Below are 20,211 nucleotides of genomic sequence, written 5' to 3' on the forward strand. Positions count from 1 at the left end.
CGAAGCGCAGGAGCACCATATGCGCCGGCATGCACAAAAAGTTGACACGATTATTCAGCTATGTACCGGTCCAGTCTGGAATTGTTCCAAACTATGGGCCATATTCGGCTTCAAGCTAATATTTCGCGAGGATATCATGCGGCTCACGCGCCAGACCAATTATGCGATGCGCATTCTGATGTACTGCGCCGCTAACACCGAAAGGCTGAGCCGCATCCCCGAGATCGCCGCCGCCTATTCGGTGTCCGAGCTGTTCCTCTTCAAGATCCTGCAGCCGCTGGTCGAGGCCGGCCTGGTCGAGACCGTGCGCGGCCGCAACGGCGGGGTGCGGCTCGGCCGCTCGGCGGAACAGATCAACCTGTTCGATGTCGTGCGCGTCACCGAAGAGAGTTTCGCCATGGCCGAATGCTTCGAGAACGACGCAGCCGAATGCCCGCTGGTCGACAGTTGCGCCCTGAATTCGGCGCTGCGCGAGGCGCTCAACGCCTTCTTCGCCGTGCTTTCCCGCTACACGATCGCCGACCTCGTCGCCGCGCGCCCGAATGTGCGCAGCCTGCTCGGCATCGACCTTCTCGAGCAGCGCGCCCCGGCAGCGTGATCGGGCCCTGGCGGCTTGGTTCTCGAGGAAGGCTCGTCAACTTCGTCATCCACGGGCAGAGCGGGAGCGAAGCGGACGCGGCGACCCGAGGATCCATTCCGTTACATCGAACAAAGAATACAGCGATCCAGAAGAGGCACTGGCTCTTTAGGGTCGCTATTTCTGCATCGTCGCGGCGCACGAAGGTCACGGAATGGATTCTAGGGTCTGCGCGCGTCGCTGCGCTCCTTGCTCCGCCCTAGAATGACGAAGTCATGAGCGATGGCGCCCCTCTCGCAGCCAAGCCTACGCCGCCGATTGCGGCAGCACGAACGGCATGTTCGCGGCAGGCAGTGCGCCGACCTTCAAGCGGCAGTCGAACACCCTCTCGATCAGCTCGTCATTGAGCACGTCCGTTGGCGACCCCGCGGCGGCCAACTGGCCGCCATGCAGCACAAAAATTCGGTCGGCATACATGGCCGTCAGATTGAGGTCGTGCAGGATCGCTACCACGCCGCCGCCGCGCCGGGCGAAATCGCGCGCAATGTTCATGATGATGAGCTGGTGCTTGATGTCGAGGCTGGAGACCGGTTCGTCGAGGAACAGATAGCGCGGCCGCCCTTCGAGTACCGGCGCCCACACCTGGCAGAGCACGCGGGCAAGCTGCACGCGCTGCTGCTCGCCGCCGGAAAGTTCCTGGTAGAAGCGGCCGGCGAAACCGTCGAGGTCGACACACGCCAGCGCCCGTTCGGGCAAACGCGCATCCTCGCCGGGCAGCACGCCGGAGCGCCCGCCGATCAGGCCGAGGCGAACGATCTCGCGCACGGTGAACGGGAAGGACAGCGCCGTGGCCTGCGGCAGCACCGCGCGCAGCGTGGCTGCCTCGACCGGCTTCATCGCTGACAGGTCGCGGCCGTTGAGCGTGACGGTGCCGGCATAGGCGAGCTCGCCGGTCAGTGCCTTGAGCAAAGTCGTCTTGCCGGATCCGTTTGGTCCGACGATGGCCGTCACCTCGCCGGGCCTCGCCGCGAAGTCAACATGGGACACGATGCGCTTGCCGCCGATCGCCACCGAAATGTCGCGCGCTTCGATCATGGCGAACTCATAGATCAACGACGCCGCGCTTGCGCAGCAGTATCCAAAGGAAGAACGGCGCGCCGGCGACCGCGGTGACGATGCCGATCGGCAGTTCGGCCGGCGCGACGATGGTGCGGGCGACCGCGTCGGCGATGAGAAGCAGCGATGCGCCGAGCAGGGCCGAGGCCGGCAGCAGATAACGGTTGTCCGGCCCGATCGCCAGCCGCAGCACATGCGGCACGACAATGCCGATGAAACCGATGCCGCCGCTGACCGCGACCGAAGCCCCGACCGCCGCCGACACCGCAACAACAGCCGTGTATTTCAGCCGCTGCACCGCAATGCCGAGATGGCCCGCGGTCGCTTCGCCCAGCGCCAGCGCGTTGAGGCCGCGCGACAGGAACGGCGTCGCCGATAGCGCCAGCGCGATCACCGGCCCCACGGTGCCGATCTTCGGCCATGTCGCGCCGGCAAGCGAGCCGAGCTGCCAAAACGTCAGGTCGCGCAGCTGCCGGTCGTCGGCCATGAAGATGAGGATGCCCGTCAGCGCCATGGCAAGAGCGCTGATGGCGATGCCGGCAAGCAGCATCGTGGCGACCGACGTCCGTCCCTGGCGCGTGGCGATGGCGTAAAGCAGCAATGTCACCGCGAGCCCGCCGAAGAATGCCGCGAGCGGCAAAGCGAGCGTGCCCAGCGCAAGCGTGACGGGCGCAAGCCAGGTCGTGCCGACCACGATGATCGCCACCGCACCGAGACTGGAGCCGGCGGAGACGCCGATCAGGCCGGGATCGGCAAGCGGGTTGCGGAACAGCCCCTGCATCACCGCGCCGCCGACGGCGAGCGCTGCGCCGATCAGCACGCCGAGCAGCACGCGCGGCATGCGGATATCATAGACGACCAACTGGTCGCGCGCGGCCAACGCCGCGTCGGCAGGCATGGTGCCCGTAAACCAGCCGCGGATGACGCGGACTGCGGAGGCGTCGGAGGCGCCCGATGTCAGCGACAGGAATACGGAAAGGGCCAGCGCCAGGCACAAGAGCGCTATGACGAATCTTGCCCGGGCCGAGCGGTCGCCATCGACCGCCATCACCCTGCCCGCCCCGGCAATGGACTGTTCGGCCATCGCCACTCAGTCCGCGACCTGGTTGCCATAAAGCGAAACGGCAAGATCATGGATGGCTTCGGCGGTGCGCGGCCCGAAGCCGAGCAGGTAACCGCCCGCCATGCTGATCATCTTGCGGTCGGCGCCCGCCGGTGTTGAAGCGACGGCCGGGTTGGCAAACAGCTCCTCTTCCGAGATCGGCGGTCCGCCGCCCTTCATCGTCAGGATGACGTCCGGCCTGGCGCTGACGATCGCCTCGTCGGTCATCGACTTGTAGCCGGAAAAACTCTCGACCGCATTGACCGCGCCGGCCAGCTTGACGATGCCGTCGGCCGCCGTGTCGCTGCCGGCGGCAAGGATCTTGCCGCCCTGCGTCGACAGCACGAACAGCACGCGCTTGCGATCTTTGATCGCAGCCGTCTGCTTTTCGGCCGCCGTCAGCTTCGCGTCCGTCTCGGCGGCGAGCTTCTCCGCCTTGGCCTCGACCCCTAGCGCTTTTCCCACGACGCGGATCTTTTCGAGAATGCCCTCATGATTGTAGTGGTCCGGCACCTCGACGAAAGGCACGCTCGACTTCTTCAGCACGTCGACCGCTTCTTTCGGGCCGCTGCCCTGCAGCGCAAGGATCCCGGTCGGATTGACAGACAGGACACCCTCGGGCGACAGCGCGCGCATATAGCCGACATCCGGTAACTTCGCCGCCGCCTCGGGATAGCTGCTGGTCGAGTCGCGGGCAACGAGGCGGCCTTCCTCGCCGAGCGCATAGACGATCTCGGTGATCGAGCCGCCTATGGAGACGATCCGCGAGCTGTCCGAAAAGACTGTCATGCCTTCGTCCGCCTTGGCCGGCTGCAGGGCGACGGCAAGCAGGACGCCGAGCATCGGCGCGAGCGCTGCCCGGAAACTGAGAGCAAAGCGCATTGGGTGCTACCTCCTCACGCAGCGGTCGGATTGGGAATGCGGGGCAGGTTCTCGGCGAGAAAACGCCAGTCTTCCCGCTCGCCTTCGCCTTCATGGCGCTTGCCGAAGAACTGGATGATCATGCCGCCATTGGCGTCATAGGCCTCCAGCGAGGTGACATGGCCGTCCTTGGTGGGTTTGCGCACCGCCCAGACTTCGCGGATGTGGTCGGTCCTCAGATGCAGATGGAAAGTCTCGTCGAGCACGTTGAGCCACGGACCCATCGGCTTGACCGACTTGATCGGGCCGGAATGGATCTGGATGCAGCCGCGGTTGCCGACGAAGCACATGATCGGCATCTCGCTTGCCGCAGCGTGGTGGAACATGGCGATGACCGCATCATTGTCGAGCAGCCAGGCATAGTCCTGGCCCACCATGCGCACGGCCTCGCGGCGGCTGAGCTTCAACGTCTTCAGCATGCCGAAGAACTGATGCACGTCGGTAAGCCGGCTCCAGCGGTCGCGCAGATCGCCGATCGAGGCAGCCGCGCCCTGCCCTTCATCCTCTCCTTCCGCGGCGCTTGGAAGGATCGCGACGGTCGGTTCCTGGTTCGACGATTCGAGGCTCGCCACCAATTTCTGGTAAGCGTAGAGATTGGATGCGGGCTTCAGATGCACCTTGTGCACTGCCTCGCCCGCCGCGTCGAAGAACTGCAGGCTGCGTCGGATCTCGCCGCCGTCGCGCTTTTCGACGGCAAAGCCATGCGCCCAGGCCTTCGGGAAGATGCGCAGGTCGATGTTCTCGCCAAGCACCATGGCGTTGTGGTTGCCGGTGACGACCTTGTCGTAGACGCCGATCTTCTCGTGCACAGCGCTTTCGTTCCGGGTCAGCGCCATCACCTCGCCGACCGCCTCAAGGCCGGTCAAAAGGTCGTTGACGCGCGGCTCGACACGGACAGTGCCGAAGCCCCTGTGCGCTGCAACCAGTTCCGCTTCCGAAATGCCCAGTTGCGCCGAGAGATCGCGCTCCCGCATTTTCGGATTTTCTTCTCGCGCCCGCCGGATTTCCTCCGGCGATGGCTTCACGCGCTGGTCCATTTCGTCCACCTGTATCGTCTGATCTCTGCTCGTCTGCCGCCCGCCGGTTCCGATCACTTGTTGAGGATCAGCTTGCCCTGGCGGGTGATCTTCAGGCGGTAGAGCGCGCCGTGATGCTCGATGCCGATCTCGTGCTCGCCCTGGAACAGCGTGTTGCTGGAGAGCGTCCTCACCGCCAACGGTACCCTTTCGTAATGCATCTGCGTGTCTTCCGGGCGGCGGACGCGATAGCGGAAATCGTTGGGATTGTGCGTGTTCATCGGGTCGGTCCTTTCCTCTGACGGCCACCTTGGCCGCAGCCTCATAAAATGCCGATTCAATTCTTGACTCTAACAGTCATGTTTACTAGTCGTGCATTACCGGAGTAAATGAGTCAAGATTTAAGACGCCGGATGTGATCAAAAATGCGAGCGAGCCACCGGCCAGCCAGCTGCGAGCCTGAAATCTGGAGTTGGGGCAATGGGGTTGGCGACTTGGGGACGGACAGGCCTTGCAGGCAATAGTGCGGGGCCGGGCTTTCGATCGATTGCAAAGACAATCGCCGCATTGATGGCCGGAGCGGCGGCGATCGCGCTCAGCGCGCCCGCCGCGCAAGCGCAGCAAGCGGCGCAGCCGGCCAACCAGCAGCAGTCCGATCAGAAAAAGAACGCTGACGAGAAGGCCGCGACCGAAGGGACGCTTCTCGACAAGATCCTCGTCATCAGCCGCACGGGCGAAACGGCGATCCAGTCGCTGGCCTCGGCCAGCCATGTCGACCAGGAGCAGCTCGACCGCCGCATGGCGACGACGCCGAACGAGATGCTGCTCGGCGTGCCCGGTGTCACCGTGCAGGCCGACGCGCGCCGCGTCAGCTCCAGCATCAACATCCGCGGCCTGCAGGATTTCGGCCGCGTCGCGGTGATCGTCGACGGCGCAAGGCAGGATTTCCAGCGCTCGGACCATGGCACGCAGTCGACCTTCTATGTCGATCCCGAGCTGATCAAATCCGTCGACGTCATCCGCGGCCCGACCGCCAACACCTATGGCTCCGGCGCCATCGGCGGCGTCGTCTTCTTCGACACCAAGGATGCCGCCGATTTCCTCAGACCCGAAGAGACATGGGCCGGCTCGCTGACCGGGCGCTATGAAAGCAACGGGAAGGGCTGGACCACCAGCGCGACCGGCGCTTACCGGATCAACGAGAACTGGGATGTTCTCGGCAACATCGTCTACCGCGACTACGACGACTACAAGAACGGCGGCGGCGACACCGTTGCCGGCACCGGTTTCAATGTGCTGAGCGGCCTGCTCAAGACCACCATACGCCCGAGCGAAAACAGCGAGCTGAAGCTCGGCTGGGTCGGCTCGAAGGACGGCTGGACCGAGACCAGCGGCGGCGTGCCGGCGAATGACGTCGACCTCAAGTCTAACACTTTCACAACTCGCTACAACATCACCGACGATGCCAGGAGCTGGCTCGACCTCCACATCAACGCCTCCTACAACAGAACCAATCTCGACCTGACGACGCTTACCGCGCAGAACCGCTTCGATCCGGTCACCGGCCTGCCCGTGCTGCTGCCCGCCGGCTCGCTGTCGACCTTCGATGTCGGCACGACCGGCATCGACATCTGGAACACGTCGCGCTTCGAGACGGCGAGCGTCGCCCACGAACTGACCTATGGCGGTGACTGGGTCGGCGACGACGTCGAGACCGGCGGCACGACCGGCGGCGACTCCTTCTACACGCCGTCGGGCAAGCGCAACGTCTCCGGCGCCTACATCCAGGACAAGCTGACTTGGGAGTGGCTCGAGGTCATTGGCGGCCTGCGCTATGACCATTACAGCCTGAAGGACGACACGAATGAGACCTCCGGCGACCGAGTATCGCCGCGCATCACGGTCGGCGTCTCGCCCTTCGAAAGCGCCGGTCTGGCCGGCCTGCAGTTCTACGGCACCTACGCCGAAGGCTATCGCTCGCCCTCGCTGACCGAGACGCTGATCAGCGGCAACCATCCGGCCGGGGTCAGCTTTCCGTTCCTGCCCAACCCGAACCTGAAGCCCGAGACCGGCAAGACAGTCGAGTTCGGCGTCAACTACCAGCAGAACGACATCATCGAGGGCGGCGACGCGCTGCGGCTCAAGGCAGCCTACTTCCACAACAATGTCGACGATTACATCGACGGCGTGACGCTCTCGCCCTTCGATCCGACCAGCGGCTGCCCGTTCGGTCCGGGCATTCCGATCTGCTTCCAATACCAGAACTTCGCCAAGGCCAAGATCGACGGCTTCGAGGTGGAAAGCGTCTATGACGCCGGCTGGGGCTATGCCGGCCTGTCGGCCTCCATCATCGACGGCCACACCATCTCCTATGAAGGCGAGCGCGCCGACCTCGCGACCATCCCCTCCTCGCAGGTGACGGCCCAGCTCGGCCTGCGCTTCCTCCAGGACAAGCTGACCGTCGGCGGCGAGGTCCAGTACAACGGCAAGCCGAAGGGCAATCCGGTTGCCAAGGATTTTACGCTGGTCAACGCCTTCGCCAGCTACCAGGCGACGGACAATCTCAAGCTCGACTTCCGCGCCGACAATCTGTTCGACGTCAAATACACCAACCCGCTCAACGGAGGCACCACCGCCGTCCTCTACGAGCCCGGCGTCACCCTGAAGCTGGCGGCAACCATGCGCTTTGGAGGCTGAGGAATGAATAGCTTGACGGCATCGTTTGGCCTGCTGACCTCGGCGCTGGCGATGTCGCTCGGCCTGGCGCCGGCGTGGGCCCAGTCTGCGCCGACTCCGGCCCGAGGCGCTTTCGGCGTATAGGGATGGGATTGCATCCGGCCATTCCGCATGGCGCCGTGGCGAGGCCTGCTTCCGGCCCAGCGCCATGGGCGGCAACCGATCTTGATTTGACAACTCCTTGTCGCGTGCGGCAGGTCTCGGCGCGAGACATGCAGGACATCAATCACCTTTCCGATGCAGGCAGTGAACCGGCGATCAAGCCGGACGCGCCGCTCATGCAGACGCGGCAATCCGCGGGAGACCGCAGATGGGCAGTGGCGATCATCGCCTCCGGCCTGCTCCATGGCGCCGCCGCGGCGGCGTTTCTGATCGCACCCGCGGGGACATTCGATCCTGCGGACGCGATCAGGGCTGAGGGCGCCGACCAGTCCGGCGCCAACGTCATCGGCAGCGCCGTGGACGACCAGGCGTCTGGCGCGGTGGATGTTACCCTGGTCCCGGATCCGCAGCCGGTGAAGCGCCAGGCCGCGAAACCCGCTCCGCCGGCCGAGGCGACGCAGCCGGCAAGTAAGCAAGTGGCGCGCCAGCCTCCGCCGGAAGCCGTCAACGAGCCGGCCTCGGATATCCTGGCGGCCGCCACACCGCGCCAGGATGATCAGAGCGTCCCCACGGACAGCAAGCCGACGCCTGCGATCGAGCCGCAAAGCCCACAAGCGCCTCCTGCCGAGCCCGAGCAATCGCCGGTCCCGAGCGCGACATCGAGCGCATCAGCCGCGCCGGCGGGGCCAAGCGAAACCGTTGAACCGCGAGGCACGGCGGATGGCGATACGCGCGACGCGCCGGTCGTCGCCAGCAAGGGCAAGAAACAGGCCGCCGGCAATGCCCTGGAATCCCGCTACAGCGGTGAAATCCAGAAGAAGCTTGCCCGCGCCAACCGTCGCGTTTCCAAATCGATCCAGGCCAAGGCTCGCAACAATGCCAGGGTGGTTTTCGTCGTCGCGGCCGACGGCAGCGTCAGCGACCTGCAGCTCGCCGAAAGTTCAGGGTCCGCCGAGCTCGATCAGTTCGCTTTGACTCTGGTGCGCAAGCAGGCACCGTTCCCTCCCATTCCGCCCGAGACCGGGAGATCGAGCTGGGTGTTCAAGGCGCGGATCGGCCCCTTTTAAAACCTTCCCATCCTAAGAATTCGTCCATTTCGAAAGGAAGCCAATGTACATCGCCATGAATCGCTTCAAGGTCCAGAACGGCTCGGAAGAAGCATTCGAGAATGTCTGGAAGAACCGCGATTCAAGCCTCTCCGAAATGCAGGGTTTTAAGGAATTCCACCTGCTGCGCGGCCCGGTCAATGAGACCGAGGGCTACACGCTGTTCGCCTCGCACACGGTCTGGACAAGCCAGGAGGATTTCGTCGCCTGGACGAAATCGGAGAACTTCCGCGCCGCCCATCGCAATGCCGGCGGCTCGAAGGTGCACTATCTGGGCCACCCGCAGTTCGAAGGCTTCTCGGTCGTCGAGGGCGCTTGAACATGCCTTTGCCAACGAGACTGTTTCGCGCCAGCTAGTTTCTTGACACAGGGATTCTCAAAGTTGTCGGCGGGTCAATCTCGTCATCCACGGGCGAAGCAGCCGCGAAGCGGCGTCGCGGAGACCCGAGGATCCATTCCGTGACCTTTATCGAAGGGTGCAGCGGAGCAGAATTCTGCACCGCTGCAACGCTCAGATGTAACGGAATGGATCCTCGGGTCTCCGCGCGTCGCTTCGCTCCTTGCTCCGCCCGTGGATGACGATCGCGATGAGCGTTCCGGCCAATCGCCAAGGCATGTAACTGCCTAAGCAGACATAGCCGACTGGCCAAAATCGCCGTACTGGGAACTATGCTGCGGCGAGCAAACTAGCGTTCCCGCCCGCCGCCGTGGTGTCGACGCAGACCGCGCGTTCATGCGCGTAGGCCGCCGGGTTGAGCACCTCGCTGACCAGCGGGACGATCGGCCCGGAGCGCTCGGCAATCACCTTGCGCACGATGCGCGCCGCCTCCGGCGTGCCGGAGAAGGCGACGACATCGACGCGCAGCGAACGCGCCTCGACCGGATCGGGCCGGCCGTCGATCGCCGCCAGCGGCAGGCCCTTGCCGGTCAGCGCCGACAGCGCCGCCGGCGCGCCCGGCGCCACGGCCAGCACCGCATTGCCGGCCGCAAGCGCCTGGATCGTCTGGGCAAGCAGCGTCTCGGCATCCGGACCGAGGCACAGCACTCGGCCACGCGGTGCCAGCGACAGCGTGTTGGCCTCGCCGGTCGGCCCGGGCAGATCGACCTGGCCGAAATCGAGGCTGGCAGCTGCGGCGATCGCCGCCGCGCCCTTGCCGCGCAGATGCTTCCTCAGGATCGCCACGCGGTCCGGCCGCGTCGACCAGCCGCCCAGCGCCGGATCCGGCAGATTGTCGGCAAGCTCGGTCGCGGTCACCTTGTGGCCTTCCCCAAGCTCGGTGCCGGCCTCAGGCCCCTTGCGGAAGCGGCGCAGATAATGCGGTCCGCCGGCCTTCGGGCCGGTGCCTGAAAGCCCCTCGCCGCCGAAGGGCTGCGAACCGACGACGGCGCCGATCTGGTTGCGGTTGACATAGATGTTGCCGGCATGGATGCCATCGACAAAATGCTGGACACGCCCCTCGATGCGGGTGTGCAGGCCGAAGGTCAGCCCATAGCCCTTGCGGTTGATGGCGGCGATCACCGCGTCGATCTCGTCGGCGTCGAAGGTCGCGACATGCAGCACCGGGCCGAACACCTCGCGCTCCATCTCCTCGATACCTTTGACCCGGAAGACATGCGGCGCGACGAAACGGCCGCTTGTCGGCGCTTCCAATTTCGCGATCAGCCTGCCTTCCAGCCCCTTCTTCTTGCAATAGCCGCTGATCGACGCTTGCGCCTCATCATCGATTACGGGGCCGACGTCGGTCGAAATCGCCCAAGGATTGCCGACATTGAGCGCTTCCATCGCGCCCTTCAGCATTTCCAGCATCTTCTTCTCGACGTCCTTCTGGACGTAGAGCACGCGCAGCGCCGAGCAGCGCTGGCCGGCGCTCTGGAAGGCCGAGGCGAGGATGTCGCGCACCGCCTGTTCCGGCAGCGCGGTGGAATCGACGATCATTGCATTCAAGCCGCCCGTTTCGGCAATCAGCATGGCGTCCGGCGCAGCGGTCTCGGCCAGTTGCCTCTCGATCAGCTTGGCGACCTCGGTCGAGCCGGTGAAGCAGACGCCGGCTATGCGCGGGTCAGCGGTGAGCGGCGCGCCGACCGAGGCGCCATCGCCCGGCAAAAGCTGAATGACGTCTTCCGGCACGCCGGCCTCGCGCAGCATTTCCACGGCGCGGAAGGCGATCAGCGGCGTCTGCTCCGCCGGCTTGGCAATGACCGAATTGCCGGTGACCAAAGCTGCCGCGATCTGGCCGGTGAAGATCGCCAGCGGGAAATTCCACGGCGAGATGCAGACGATCGCGCCGCGCGCTTGCGTGCCCGCTTCGGCATTGGCCGCCTCGGCGGCGTAGTAGCGCAGGAAGTCGACCGCCTCGCGCACTTCGGCGACGCCGTCGGCCAGCGATTTGCCGGCCTCGCGGGTGGCGAGAGCGAAGAACTCGACCGCATTGGCCTCATAGAGGTCGGCGGCGCGATTGAGGATCGCGGCGCGCTCGGCAATCGGACGCTTCGCCCAGGCGGGTTGCGCGTCGACGGCGATGCGCACGGCGGTCGCCACCTGCTTGGCTGCCGCCTCATGCACCGTGCCGACGATCTCGTCGGGCTTGGCCGGATTGACGATCTGGCGCGGCTGGCCGTAGCCGGCGGCGCGCGTCACCGGCTTGGCGTGCCAGCGATCCGTTCCGGCGAACGCCGCCCGCGCCTTGTCGATAGCCGCGAGCGTCACCGGATCGGTGATGTCGAAGCCCCTGGAATTGCGGCGCCCGGTGCCGAAGATCGCGGCCGGGCGCGCGATCGCCGGATTGGCGGCCGGCCCCTGCGTCTCGACCACCGCGAGCGGATCGCGCGCGATCTCCTCGGGCTCGACCTCCTCGTCGGTCAACTGGTGCACGAAGGAGGAGTTGGCGCCGTTTTCCAGCAGGCGCCGCACCAGATAGGCGAGCAGGTCCGAATGCGCGCCGACAGGCGCATAGATGCGACAGCGCGTGCCCTCGGCCTGCCGCACCGTCTCGTGCAGCGCCTCGCCCATGCCGTGCAGGCGCTGGAACTCGAAGCTGTCGCGGTCCTTCGCCATCGACAGGATCGCGGCAACCGTGTGCGCGTTATGCGTGGCGAACTGCGGATAGATGCGGTCGGTCATCGACAGCAGCTTCTTCGCGCAGGCGAGATAAGAAACGTCGGTGTTGGCCTTACGGGTGAAGACCGGATAGCCGGACAGGCCGAGCGTCTGCGCCCGCTTGATCTCGGTGTCCCAATAGGCGCCCTTCACCAGCCGCACCATGATTTTGCGATCGTATTTCCTGGCAAGCGCATAGAGCCAGTCGATGGCGAATGCCGCGCGCGGGCCATAGGCCTGGATGACGACGCCGAAACCGTCCCAGCCGGCAAGTTCCGGCTCGGCCAGCACGCGTTCGATGACGTCGAGCGACAGGTCGAGCCGGTCCGCCTCCTCGGCATCGATGTTGAGGCCCATGCGCGAATGGCGGGCGGCAAGCGCCAAGGACAGCAGCCGCTCGGTCATCACCGGCAGCATGGTCTCGCGCTGCGCTACCTCGTAGCGCGGATGCAGCGCCGAGAGCTTGACCGAAATGCCATGATTGTAGCGGATGTCGGGACCGTTCGACCCGGCATCGAGCGAGGAGATCGCATCGGCATAGGCGCGGTGGTAGCGCAGCGCGTCGGCTTCGGTGCGGGCCGCCTCGCCCAGCATGTCGAAGGAATAGAGATAACCCTTCTGCGTCATCGGCCGGCCGCGCTTGACGGCCTCGGCGATGGTTCGGCCAAGCACGAACTGCTCGCCCATCTCGCGCATTGCCGCGGCGACCGCCTTGCGGATCACCGGCTCGCCAAGCCTGCGCACCATGGCGCGCAGCGTGCCTTCGATGCCGCCCTCGCCCTCGTCGAGCACGCGGCCGGTCAGCATCAGCGCCCAGGTCGAGGCGTTGACGAAGATGGAGCTCGAGCCGCCCGAATGCGCCGACCAGTCATGCGGCGCGATCTTGTCGGCGATGAGATCGTCCATCGTCTCGGCATCGGGCACGCGCAGCAGCGCTTCGGCCAGGCACATCAGCGCCACGCCTTCCTTGGTCGACAGGCCGTAGGCCGAGAGGAAGACCTCCATCAGCCTTGGATCGGTGGAACCGCGCACCGCACGCACCAGATCGGCCGCGCGCGCCGAGATCGCCTTGCGCTCTTCCGCCGAAAGCCCGGCCGCCGCCGACAGGCGCTTCACCGCCTCGTCTTCGTCGGGCAAATAATTGGCGCGGATCTGCTGGCGGATGGCGTCGAGCGGCATGTTGGGGTCCATGAAAGCGAGCGTGAGCGAACGGTCTGGCGGTCGCCGGACCGAATGGCGCAAGCTAGCACAGCTGCGGATTCCAGTCGGTCCAAAGAAATCGACATGGCAGACTGATCGATCTAACATATAGCGACCAATCCCATCATTTCGACTGCAATTTTGATGATCGAAGACCAATTGGACCGCATTGACCGCAACATCCTGTCCGCGCTCGGGCGCGACGGTCGGCTTTCGATGTCTGAACTCGCTTTGAAGGTGGGCTTGTCGAAGACGCCGGTGCAGGCGCGCGTGAAGCGGCTGGAGAAGGACGGCTACATAAGAGGCTATCGCGCGGTCATCGACCGCGAGCGCATGGGCGAAGGCCATGTCGCCTTCGTCCAGGTGAAGCTGTCGGATACGCGCTCGGCAGCGCTCGACGCCTTCAACCGCGCCGTTCAGGGCGTGCCTGAGATCGAGCAATGCCACATGATGGCGTCGAGCTTCGATTATCTGCTGAAGATCCGCACCACCGACATCGCCGCCTACCGCCGGGTGCTCGGCGAGCGCATCTCCGCCCTGCCCCACGTCGCCCAGACGTCGACCTTCGTGGCGATGGAGACGGTAAAGGATCGCTAACCTACTCGGACAAGGTCTTGAGGAAAGCCACCAGCGCGGCCCGCTCGCGCTCGGACAGGTCGAGCGGGTGCACTTCGGAGACCCCTTCCACGCTGGGCGGCGCCTTCGAATAATGCGCCACCACCTCCTCGAGTGTCGCGAACTGGCCGGCATGCATGTAGGGCGGCCGGCTTGCGGCCCCCCTGAGCGACGGCGTCTTGTAGGCACGCATGATTTGCGGACCGTCCTTGACCATGAAACGCAGCTCGCGGCAGGCGCTCTCGTCGCCGTCGCGGAACTTGCCGAGACAGTTGAAAGGATCGGCCCCGACCTGCGCCACGGCATCGACGCGCCCGCGGTCAGGCGGCAGGCCGTCGACCGGCGGCACGCCGGTGTTGTGGAAGGAGTTGTCGGTGAAGCGCGGGCCGTTGTGGCAGGTCATGCAATTGGCCTTGCCGATGAACAGCTTCAGCCCAAGGACTTCCTCCGGCGAGAACGCCGCATTCCCTTCCGGCTTGGCGCCAGTGGCCAGATCGATGGCGAAGCGGTCGAAGCGCGTCTGCTCAGGCTCGATCGATCGCTCGAAGGCGGCGATCGCCTTGCCGATATTGGCGAAGACGCGGTTGACGTCGTCTTGCCGGCCGGCGGGCATGGCGTTCCACGCCGCCTTCTCGGCATCGCTGCCGAGTGGGGTGGCATTGGCCGGCACGCCGGAAAGGTCCGGCAACGGTCCGAAGATGCGCTCATAGCGCTCGCCGAACCGCTTCTTGATGTAATGCGCGAAGGCGGCCCGGTTGCCGGCCTGCTCGAGCGGGTTTTCAAGCGGCGTCAGCGCCTGCGCCCACAGGCTGTCGCGCCTGCCGTCCCAGAAGAACCATGGATCGCGCGCCACGCCCGCCAGCGGCATCGTGCGGCGGTTGGTATGGCCGACGCCGACCGCCTGCGGCAGGTCGTCCTGGAACTGGCGGTCGATCTTGTGGCAGGTCGAGCAGGACACCGTGCCGTCGCGGCTCATGCCGGCATCGAAGAACAGCGTCGAGCCGAGCGCGGCAGCCGCCGGCACATCCGCATACTGGTTGGTGGTGTCGAGTTTGAGCGAAGGCAGCGTGTTCAGCGCCAGCGACGCGATGGTCTTCTTCTCGGCGTCGCTGAACTGCGGCTCGCCGCAGCCGCCCAGCAAGGCGAGAGCGGCTAAGGCCGAGAGGCTCGCAACGCTGTTCAGCCGCCTCATCGCCCGCTCACAACACGATGTTGAAGACGACGGAATCGGAGCCCGCCGCCGCCGAGATACCGAAGTGCAGCTGCCACCAGCCGCTCATCGTGAACTTCACGCCATCGATGCGGTAGCGCCCCTGGCCCAAATAGTCGGTCGCCTGCGGACTGGTCGGCAGGCCGTGATCGTGCCGCGGCATCCCGCCGGAAACGGTGATGGCGGCTCCCTCCACCGGCGCGCCGGCGGCGGTCTTCAGCGTCAGCAGCCAGGACTGCAGCTCGCCCTGCCGGACCACGCCGCGCTCCGGCTCGAAGCTCGCGACGAACAGGCCGTACGCCGTCTTCTTCGAGCGCGACAGGTCCGGTCCGGGCGCCGATTGCGGCAGCGTCAGATAGACTGCGGCCACGATGCCGACCAGCAGCACGGCCAGACCGAGACCCGCAAGAATGTAACGCCATATCGATACCAAGCCCGTTCCTCTTCGGCTGCTAACGTCGCGGGCCGCTTGTCGCGTCCCGCCCTGCCTGTGGGAAATCGCTTCTGGCGCAAAATTCGCCGGTAGCCAAGCATGGCGCTGCCGGCCGCAAAAAGCTACAGCAACAATATCTTAGGAAGGGATAAGCCCGCATGGCCAATGGTATCGCATCGATCGGCGAATGCATGCTGGAACTGTCGGGCCGGAGCGGTTCGGACTGGCGCTTGGGTTTTGCCGGCGACACCTTCAACACCCTCTGGGCGTTGCACGCCTTGAGCCCGGAACGGCCCGCGACCTATGTGACGGCCTTCGGCGACGATCCCTTCTCGCACGACCAGATCGCTTTCTTTGCCGAGAACGGCATCGGCATAGGCAACAGCCCGGTCATTGCCGGCGCGCGCCCCGGCCTTTACGCCATAACGCTTACAGGAGCCGAGCGCGCCTTCACCTACTGGCGAAGCGACGCGGCCGCGCGCCAGCTCGCCTCGGATCCGACAGCACTGGCAAAAAGCCTTGAAAACCAGGCGCTTGTCTATTTTTCCGGAATCACCCTGGCAATTCTGGACGCGGCGGCGCGCCAAACCCTCCTCTCGGCCGTGGCGACTGCCCGCAAGGCCGGCTCGCTCGTTGCCTTCGACCCGAATTACCGGCCGCGTCTGTGGCCGAGCCGCGAAGCGGCGCAGGCCGCGATCCTGGAAGCGCTTGCGGTGGCCGACATTGCGCTGCCGACTTTTCCGGACGAGCAGATGCTGTTCGGCGATGAGACCCCGGAGGTCACAGCCAAGCGCCTGCGCAAGCTAACCGGCGAGGTCGTGGTCAAGAATGGCGAGCAGCCGGCCCTGATTGCGCTGAACGGCGCTTCACAAGCTGTCGACGCGGTGCATGTGGCCGCCCCCGTCGATACCACGGGGGCCGGCGATTCCTTCAACGGCGGCTATCTCGCCGCCCGGCTTGCCGGCCACGCGCCTGCCGCCGCCGCTCGCCGCGCGCACAAAGTCGCTGCCGCGGTTGTGCAGGTTCGCGGCGCGTTGGCTCCATTCGAGACGTTGAGAGCTGCATTCGATAGTTAAACAGCATCGAAGCTTAGGCCGGGCCATCACTTCAATACCGTCAAACCTTAAGGCAGACGGAACCGATATTCCGTCACCTGATGATAGATCTGCCCCGGCCACAGCGTCGCCTGCGGGAAATAAGGCCGGTTCGGCGCGTCCGGCCATGTCTGCGCTTCGAGGCAGAGGCCTGAAAACGCCTTGTAGCGGCGGCCGTCGAGCCCCGGCGATGTCGGCGCGACGAACTGACCGCTATAGAGCTGCAGTCCCGGTTCGGTGGTCCAGACTTCCATCTCGACGCCGGAATTGGCGCCTTGCACCCAGGCAGCCTGGTGCAGCGGCCCGCGGCTCGAGGCCAGGCAGTAATTCAGGTCGTAGCGAAGCTGCTCGCCTTCCATTTCCATGCGCAGCGGCCGCGCCTGCCGGAAATCGTAGGGCGTGCCGTCGACCGGCTTCACGACACCTGTGGGGATCATCTCATCATCGACCGGCGTGTAGGCGCCGGCGTTGAGCATCAGCCGGTGGTCGAGGATGTCGCCGGCGCCGCCGTCGTCGAGATTGAAATAGGAATGCTGCGCGAGGTTGCAGAGCGTCGGCTCCTCGCAGGTCGCGGTCAGCTCCATGCTGAGCGTGCCTGGGATCTTCAGCCGATACGTGCAGGTGACGTCGAGCGCGCCGGGAAAGCCCATCGCGCCGTCCGGATCGTGCAGCGTCAGCGTTACGAAATCGCGGCCATGCAGCGAGACGGCCCATGGCCGGCGGAAAAAGCCTTCCGAGCCGCCATGCAGCGTGTGCTTGCCGAGAAAATTCTGCTCGGTCTGGAAGCGGTTGCCGGCGATGGTGAAGCGGCCGCCGCCGATGCGGTTGGCGAAGCGGCCGACGACGGCGCCAAAGAAGGCGCGGTCGGTCTCGTAGGGCTCGAATCGGTCGTAGCCCAGCACCAGCGGCGCGTCATGGCCGCTCAGCCTGAGGTCCTGAATGATGGCGCCGAGCCCGATGATGTTGGCCGTGATGCCGCCGCCGCGGATGGTGAAGCGGCGCACGGCCTCGCCCACCTGCGTCGTGCCGAAGACCTCGCCGTCTTTCATTGCCATGCCCGAAATGTCATTTCCGATCCGTGGATTTAGGCCGGCTGCGTATCATCCGGCAAGCGCAGGCTAAGGCAATTCCAGGAAAAGTGCGCAGCGGCTTTGCGCCAAGACAAGGCTATAGAGCAGTCCACCGTTGTCTGAAACGGTGGACTGCTGGGCGCGCCTGCCCCTGTTCCGGGGATCGATATCAGAGCCCTAGGCCGCCGAAGCAGGCATATTTGGTGTCGAGATAGTCCTCGATGCCCTGATGCCCGCCTTCGCGGCCGAGACCGGATTCCTTGACGCCGCCGAACGGCGCCTCGGGCGTGGTGATCAGGCCTTCATTGACGCCGACCATGCCGTATTTCAGGCCTTCCATGACGCGGAAGGCGCGGCCGAGATCGCCGGTGTAGAAATAGGCGGCAAGGCCGAACTCGGTGTCGTTGGCCAGCGCGATCGCCTCTTCCTCGGTCTCGAATTTGAACACAGGCGCGATCGGCCCAAAAATCTCTTCCTTCATGAAGCGCATGTTTGGCGTGGCGCCAGAAATCACCGTCGGCTGGAAGAACGAACCGCCGAGCGCATGGCGCTTGCCGCCGGCGACGACCTTGCCGCCCTTCGACGTCGCATCGGCGATGAATTCCTCGACCTTCTCGACCGCTTTCTCGTCGATCAGCGGCCCCTGCTGCACGCCTTCCTCGAGGCCCGAGCCGACCTTGAGGTTGTTGCTGGCGGCAGCCAGCTTCTCGACGAACTTGTCATAGATGCCGGCCTGCACCAGGAAGCGGTTGGTGCACACGCAGGTCTGGCCGGAATTGCGGTATTTGGCCGTGATGGCGCCGGCAACCGCGCGATCGACATCGGCGTCGTCGAAGACCAGGAACGGCGCGTTGCCGCCGAGTTCCATCGACACTTTCTTGACCGTCGCGGCCGACTTCTGGATCAGGATCTTGCCGACCTCGGTCGAGCCGGTGAAGGTGATCTTCTTGACCAGCGGGTTGGCGCAGATCTCGTCGCCGATCTCGCCGGCCGAACCGGTGACAACGTTGACGACGCCCTTCGGGAAACCGACCTCCTCGACAAGCGCGCCCCAGGCGAGGCCCGAATAGGGCGTCTGCGAGGCGGGCTTGACCACCGCGGTGCAGCCGGCGGCCAAAGCCGGGCCGATCTTGCGGGCAAGCATCGAGGACGGGAAATTCCACGGCGTGATGGCGGCGATCACCCCGACCGGCTCCTTGGTCACCAGGATGCGGCGGTCGCCCCATGGCGACGGAACGATGTCGCCATAGACGCGGCGGCCTTCCTCGGCGAACCAGAGGATATAGCTGGCGGCCGAGCCGATCTCGCCTTTGGATTCGGTGAGCGACTTGCCCTGCTCGATGGTCAGCAATTCGGCGAGCACGTCCTGATTATCCATCATCGCGTCATGCAGCTTGCGCAGCAGCTTCGAGCGCTCGAGCGCGGTGGTCTTGCGCCAGCTCTTGAAGGCTTCCTCGGCGGCTTCGATGGCGCGGCGGGTCTCGGCCTTGCCGGCCTTAGGCACGGTGCCAATCTTGAGGCCGGTCGCCGGATTGTTGACGTCGATGGTCTGGCCGCTGTCGGCCTGCACCCATTCACCATTGATGAGGTTGGCCTGGCGCATGAAATGGCTGGTTTTCTGAAGCATGGTCTGGCCTCCGTTCGGCGCGCTGATCGGCCGTTTTTCTGGATATCCGTTGAAGCGTGCTTCAAGAGCCGCACGCCGGCGCATTGCTCTTACCTAGGGAAAGGCGGGCAAGCAATCACAAGATGGCATATAGGGGTTGGGCCAGCAAAAGCGAGCCGCGTTCAGCGGCTCTATCCGAAGACGTGGATCACCACCGTCAGCCAGAACGAGGTGGTTACCACCGCGCTTGCGGTGGCAAGCGTCATCTGGTTCGAGGCCAGCGCCTGGCCGGTGTTGAACTGGACGGCGATCAGATAGGAGTTGATGCCCGAAGGAAGTGCCGCAACCACCACCGCGACCTTGGCCGTCAGCGGCGGCAGGCCGAGCAGCCAGACGAAGGCCAGCACCAGCGCCGGCATCACGAACAGTTTCAGCACCGACAGCGCCAGCGCCGGTCTGATATTGCCGGAGATGCCGAAGCGGCGCAGGCTGAGCCCCATGGCGAACAGCGCCACCGGACCGGCCGTGTCCGCGAGCGTATTGACCAACCGTTCGACCAGGGCCGGCAGCGGCGTGCCGGTGAGGCGCCAGGCGAGCCCCACCAGGATGCCGATGATCAGCGGATTGAGGAACAGGCGCCTGAGGAAGTTTTTGACGACGCGCAGCGGATGCACCGTCTCGCCGCTGCCGCGCCCGAACATCTCGAACAGCACGATCGAGGCCATCATCATGATCGGCAGGTGGACCGAGACCAGCAGCGACAGCACCTCGAAGCCGCTGGCGCCGAATATGCCGAGGACGAAGGGCGCGCCGAGCAGCACGACATTGGAATAAGCCGAGGACACGCCGCCGACGATGCCCGCGCGTGCATCCCGCTTGAAAACGCGCGTCATCATCAGATGGCCCGTGGTCCAGGTGATGGCGGCGGCCGCAAAATAGGCGCCCCACAGCGACCAGGGCGTTACGCCATGAAAATCCGATTTGACCATGGTCCGGAAGAGCAGCAGTGGCATCGCCACGCTGACGGCGAATTCCGAAATGCCCTCCCCGCTCGCCGGCTTCAGATAGAAGGTGAGCCCGGCCAAATAGCCGAGCGCCACAAGGCTGAAGACGAAGAGGACGGTTTCGGTAAGCGGCGTCATTTCTTGGGCGGAGACATTTTTCCCGTGATAGGCGGGCCCTGACTGCGGTGCAATCGCACCGAACGGAA

17 protein-coding genes are annotated in these 20,211 nt (G+C 65.2%); 6 read left to right on the plus strand and 11 right to left on the minus strand.

Annotation, left to right across the window (positions count from 1 at the left end):
• Positions 1 to 136 precede the first annotated feature (136 nt).
• On the plus strand, positions 137 to 598 hold the full coding sequence (rirA, locus tag LB552_RS02920) for an iron-responsive transcriptional regulator RirA (protein WP_224543590.1): 462 nt from the start codon (positions 137 to 139) through the stop codon (positions 596 to 598).
• A 285-nt stretch (positions 599 to 883) separates the two neighbouring features.
• On the opposite strand, the gene LB552_RS02925 is transcribed toward rirA, so the two are convergent.
• Genes LB552_RS02925 through hemP form a run of 5 tightly spaced genes read right to left on the minus strand, consistent with a single transcriptional unit; the run spans position 884 to position 5,013 of the window.
• Positions 884 to 1,672: a heme ABC transporter ATP-binding protein gene (locus tag LB552_RS02925; protein WP_224601769.1), complete on the minus strand. Its 789-nt coding sequence runs from the start codon at positions 1,670 to 1,672 to the stop codon at positions 884 to 886.
• 7 nt (positions 1,673 to 1,679) lie between these two features.
• Positions 1,680 to 2,777, minus strand: a complete 1,098-nt coding sequence (locus LB552_RS02930) for a FecCD family ABC transporter permease (protein WP_224601771.1) — start codon at positions 2,775 to 2,777, stop codon at positions 1,680 to 1,682.
• Between the two features lie 6 nt (positions 2,778 to 2,783).
• Complete coding sequence (locus LB552_RS02935; RefSeq protein WP_224601773.1) at positions 2,784 to 3,677, minus strand: hemin ABC transporter substrate-binding protein; 894 nt, start codon at positions 3,675 to 3,677, stop codon at positions 2,784 to 2,786.
• 14 nt (positions 3,678 to 3,691) lie between these two features.
• A complete protein-coding gene (locus LB552_RS02940; protein WP_224601775.1) occupies positions 3,692 to 4,753 on the minus strand; it encodes a hemin-degrading factor in 1,062 nt (353 codons plus the stop codon).
• Between the two features lie 53 nt (positions 4,754 to 4,806).
• Complete coding sequence (gene hemP, locus LB552_RS02945) at positions 4,807 to 5,013, minus strand: hemin uptake protein HemP (RefSeq protein WP_095765558.1); 207 nt, start codon at positions 5,011 to 5,013, stop codon at positions 4,807 to 4,809.
• Between the two features lie 199 nt (positions 5,014 to 5,212).
• Between hemP and LB552_RS02950 the strand changes: the two genes are divergently transcribed.
• The 3 genes from LB552_RS02950 to LB552_RS02960 all read left to right on the plus strand — a co-directional run bounded on the left by LB552_RS02950 (position 5,213) and on the right by LB552_RS02960 (position 8,995).
• Positions 5,213 to 7,429, plus strand: a complete 2,217-nt coding sequence (locus tag LB552_RS02950; protein WP_411965404.1) for a TonB-dependent hemoglobin/transferrin/lactoferrin family receptor — start codon at positions 5,213 to 5,215, stop codon at positions 7,427 to 7,429.
• Between the two features lie 251 nt (positions 7,430 to 7,680).
• Entirely contained in the window at positions 7,681 to 8,637 is a 957-nt protein-coding gene (locus LB552_RS02955) for an energy transducer TonB (RefSeq protein ID WP_224601778.1), read from the plus strand.
• A 43-nt stretch (positions 8,638 to 8,680) separates the two neighbouring features.
• Positions 8,681 to 8,995, plus strand: coding sequence for an antibiotic biosynthesis monooxygenase family protein (locus LB552_RS02960; RefSeq protein ID WP_224601780.1), 315 nt, complete (start codon positions 8,681 to 8,683; stop codon positions 8,993 to 8,995).
• A 348-nt stretch (positions 8,996 to 9,343) separates the two neighbouring features.
• Here the strand turns inward: LB552_RS02960 and putA are convergent, their stop codons facing one another.
• Positions 9,344 to 12,952 carry a bifunctional proline dehydrogenase/L-glutamate gamma-semialdehyde dehydrogenase PutA gene (gene putA, locus LB552_RS02965; RefSeq protein ID WP_224602260.1) on the minus strand — a complete coding sequence of 1,203 codons (3,609 nt, stop codon included), beginning with the start codon at positions 12,950 to 12,952 and terminating at the stop codon, positions 9,344 to 9,346.
• Positions 12,953 to 13,117: 165 nt separating this feature from the next.
• Here putA and LB552_RS02970 point away from each other — a divergent pair, with 165 nt between their 5' ends.
• Positions 13,118 to 13,570 carry an Lrp/AsnC family transcriptional regulator gene (locus LB552_RS02970; protein WP_224601782.1) on the plus strand — a complete coding sequence of 151 codons (453 nt, stop codon included), beginning with the start codon at positions 13,118 to 13,120 and terminating at the stop codon, positions 13,568 to 13,570.
• A gap of 1 nt (position 13,571) precedes the next feature.
• On the opposite strand, the gene LB552_RS02975 is transcribed toward LB552_RS02970, so the two are convergent.
• Both LB552_RS02975 and LB552_RS02980 read right to left on the minus strand, forming a co-directional pair.
• Positions 13,572 to 14,780: a cytochrome-c peroxidase gene (locus LB552_RS02975; protein ID WP_224601784.1), complete on the minus strand. Its 1,209-nt coding sequence runs from the start codon at positions 14,778 to 14,780 to the stop codon at positions 13,572 to 13,574.
• A gap of 7 nt (positions 14,781 to 14,787) precedes the next feature.
• Complete coding sequence (locus LB552_RS02980; protein WP_224601786.1) at positions 14,788 to 15,231, minus strand: FixH family protein; 444 nt, start codon at positions 15,229 to 15,231, stop codon at positions 14,788 to 14,790.
• A gap of 158 nt (positions 15,232 to 15,389) precedes the next feature.
• On the opposite strand from LB552_RS02980, the gene LB552_RS02985 reads away from it, so the two are divergent.
• The gene (locus LB552_RS02985) at positions 15,390 to 16,307 is read left to right on the plus strand and encodes a sugar kinase (RefSeq protein WP_224601788.1); all 918 of its coding nucleotides are present in this window, start codon (positions 15,390 to 15,392) and stop codon (positions 16,305 to 16,307) included.
• Positions 16,308 to 16,354: 47 nt separating this feature from the next.
• On the opposite strand, the gene LB552_RS02990 is transcribed toward LB552_RS02985, so the two are convergent.
• The 3 genes from LB552_RS02990 to LB552_RS03000 all read right to left on the minus strand — a co-directional run bounded on the left by LB552_RS02990 (position 16,355) and on the right by LB552_RS03000 (position 20,143).
• The gene (locus tag LB552_RS02990) at positions 16,355 to 17,380 is read right to left on the minus strand and encodes an aldose epimerase family protein (RefSeq protein ID WP_224601790.1); all 1,026 of its coding nucleotides are present in this window, start codon (positions 17,378 to 17,380) and stop codon (positions 16,355 to 16,357) included.
• Between the two features lie 184 nt (positions 17,381 to 17,564).
• On the minus strand, positions 17,565 to 19,022 hold the full coding sequence (locus LB552_RS02995) for an NAD-dependent succinate-semialdehyde dehydrogenase (protein WP_224522660.1): 1,458 nt from the start codon (positions 19,020 to 19,022) through the stop codon (positions 17,565 to 17,567).
• Between the two features lie 170 nt (positions 19,023 to 19,192).
• Positions 19,193 to 20,143, minus strand: coding sequence for an AEC family transporter (locus LB552_RS03000; protein WP_224601792.1), 951 nt, complete (start codon positions 20,141 to 20,143; stop codon positions 19,193 to 19,195).
• Between the last annotated feature and the right edge of the window lie 68 nt (positions 20,144 to 20,211).

Origin of the sequence: Mesorhizobium sp. CA7, assembly GCF_020165015.1 — a bacterium.
Classification (GTDB): Bacteria; Pseudomonadota; Alphaproteobacteria; order Rhizobiales; family Rhizobiaceae; genus Mesorhizobium.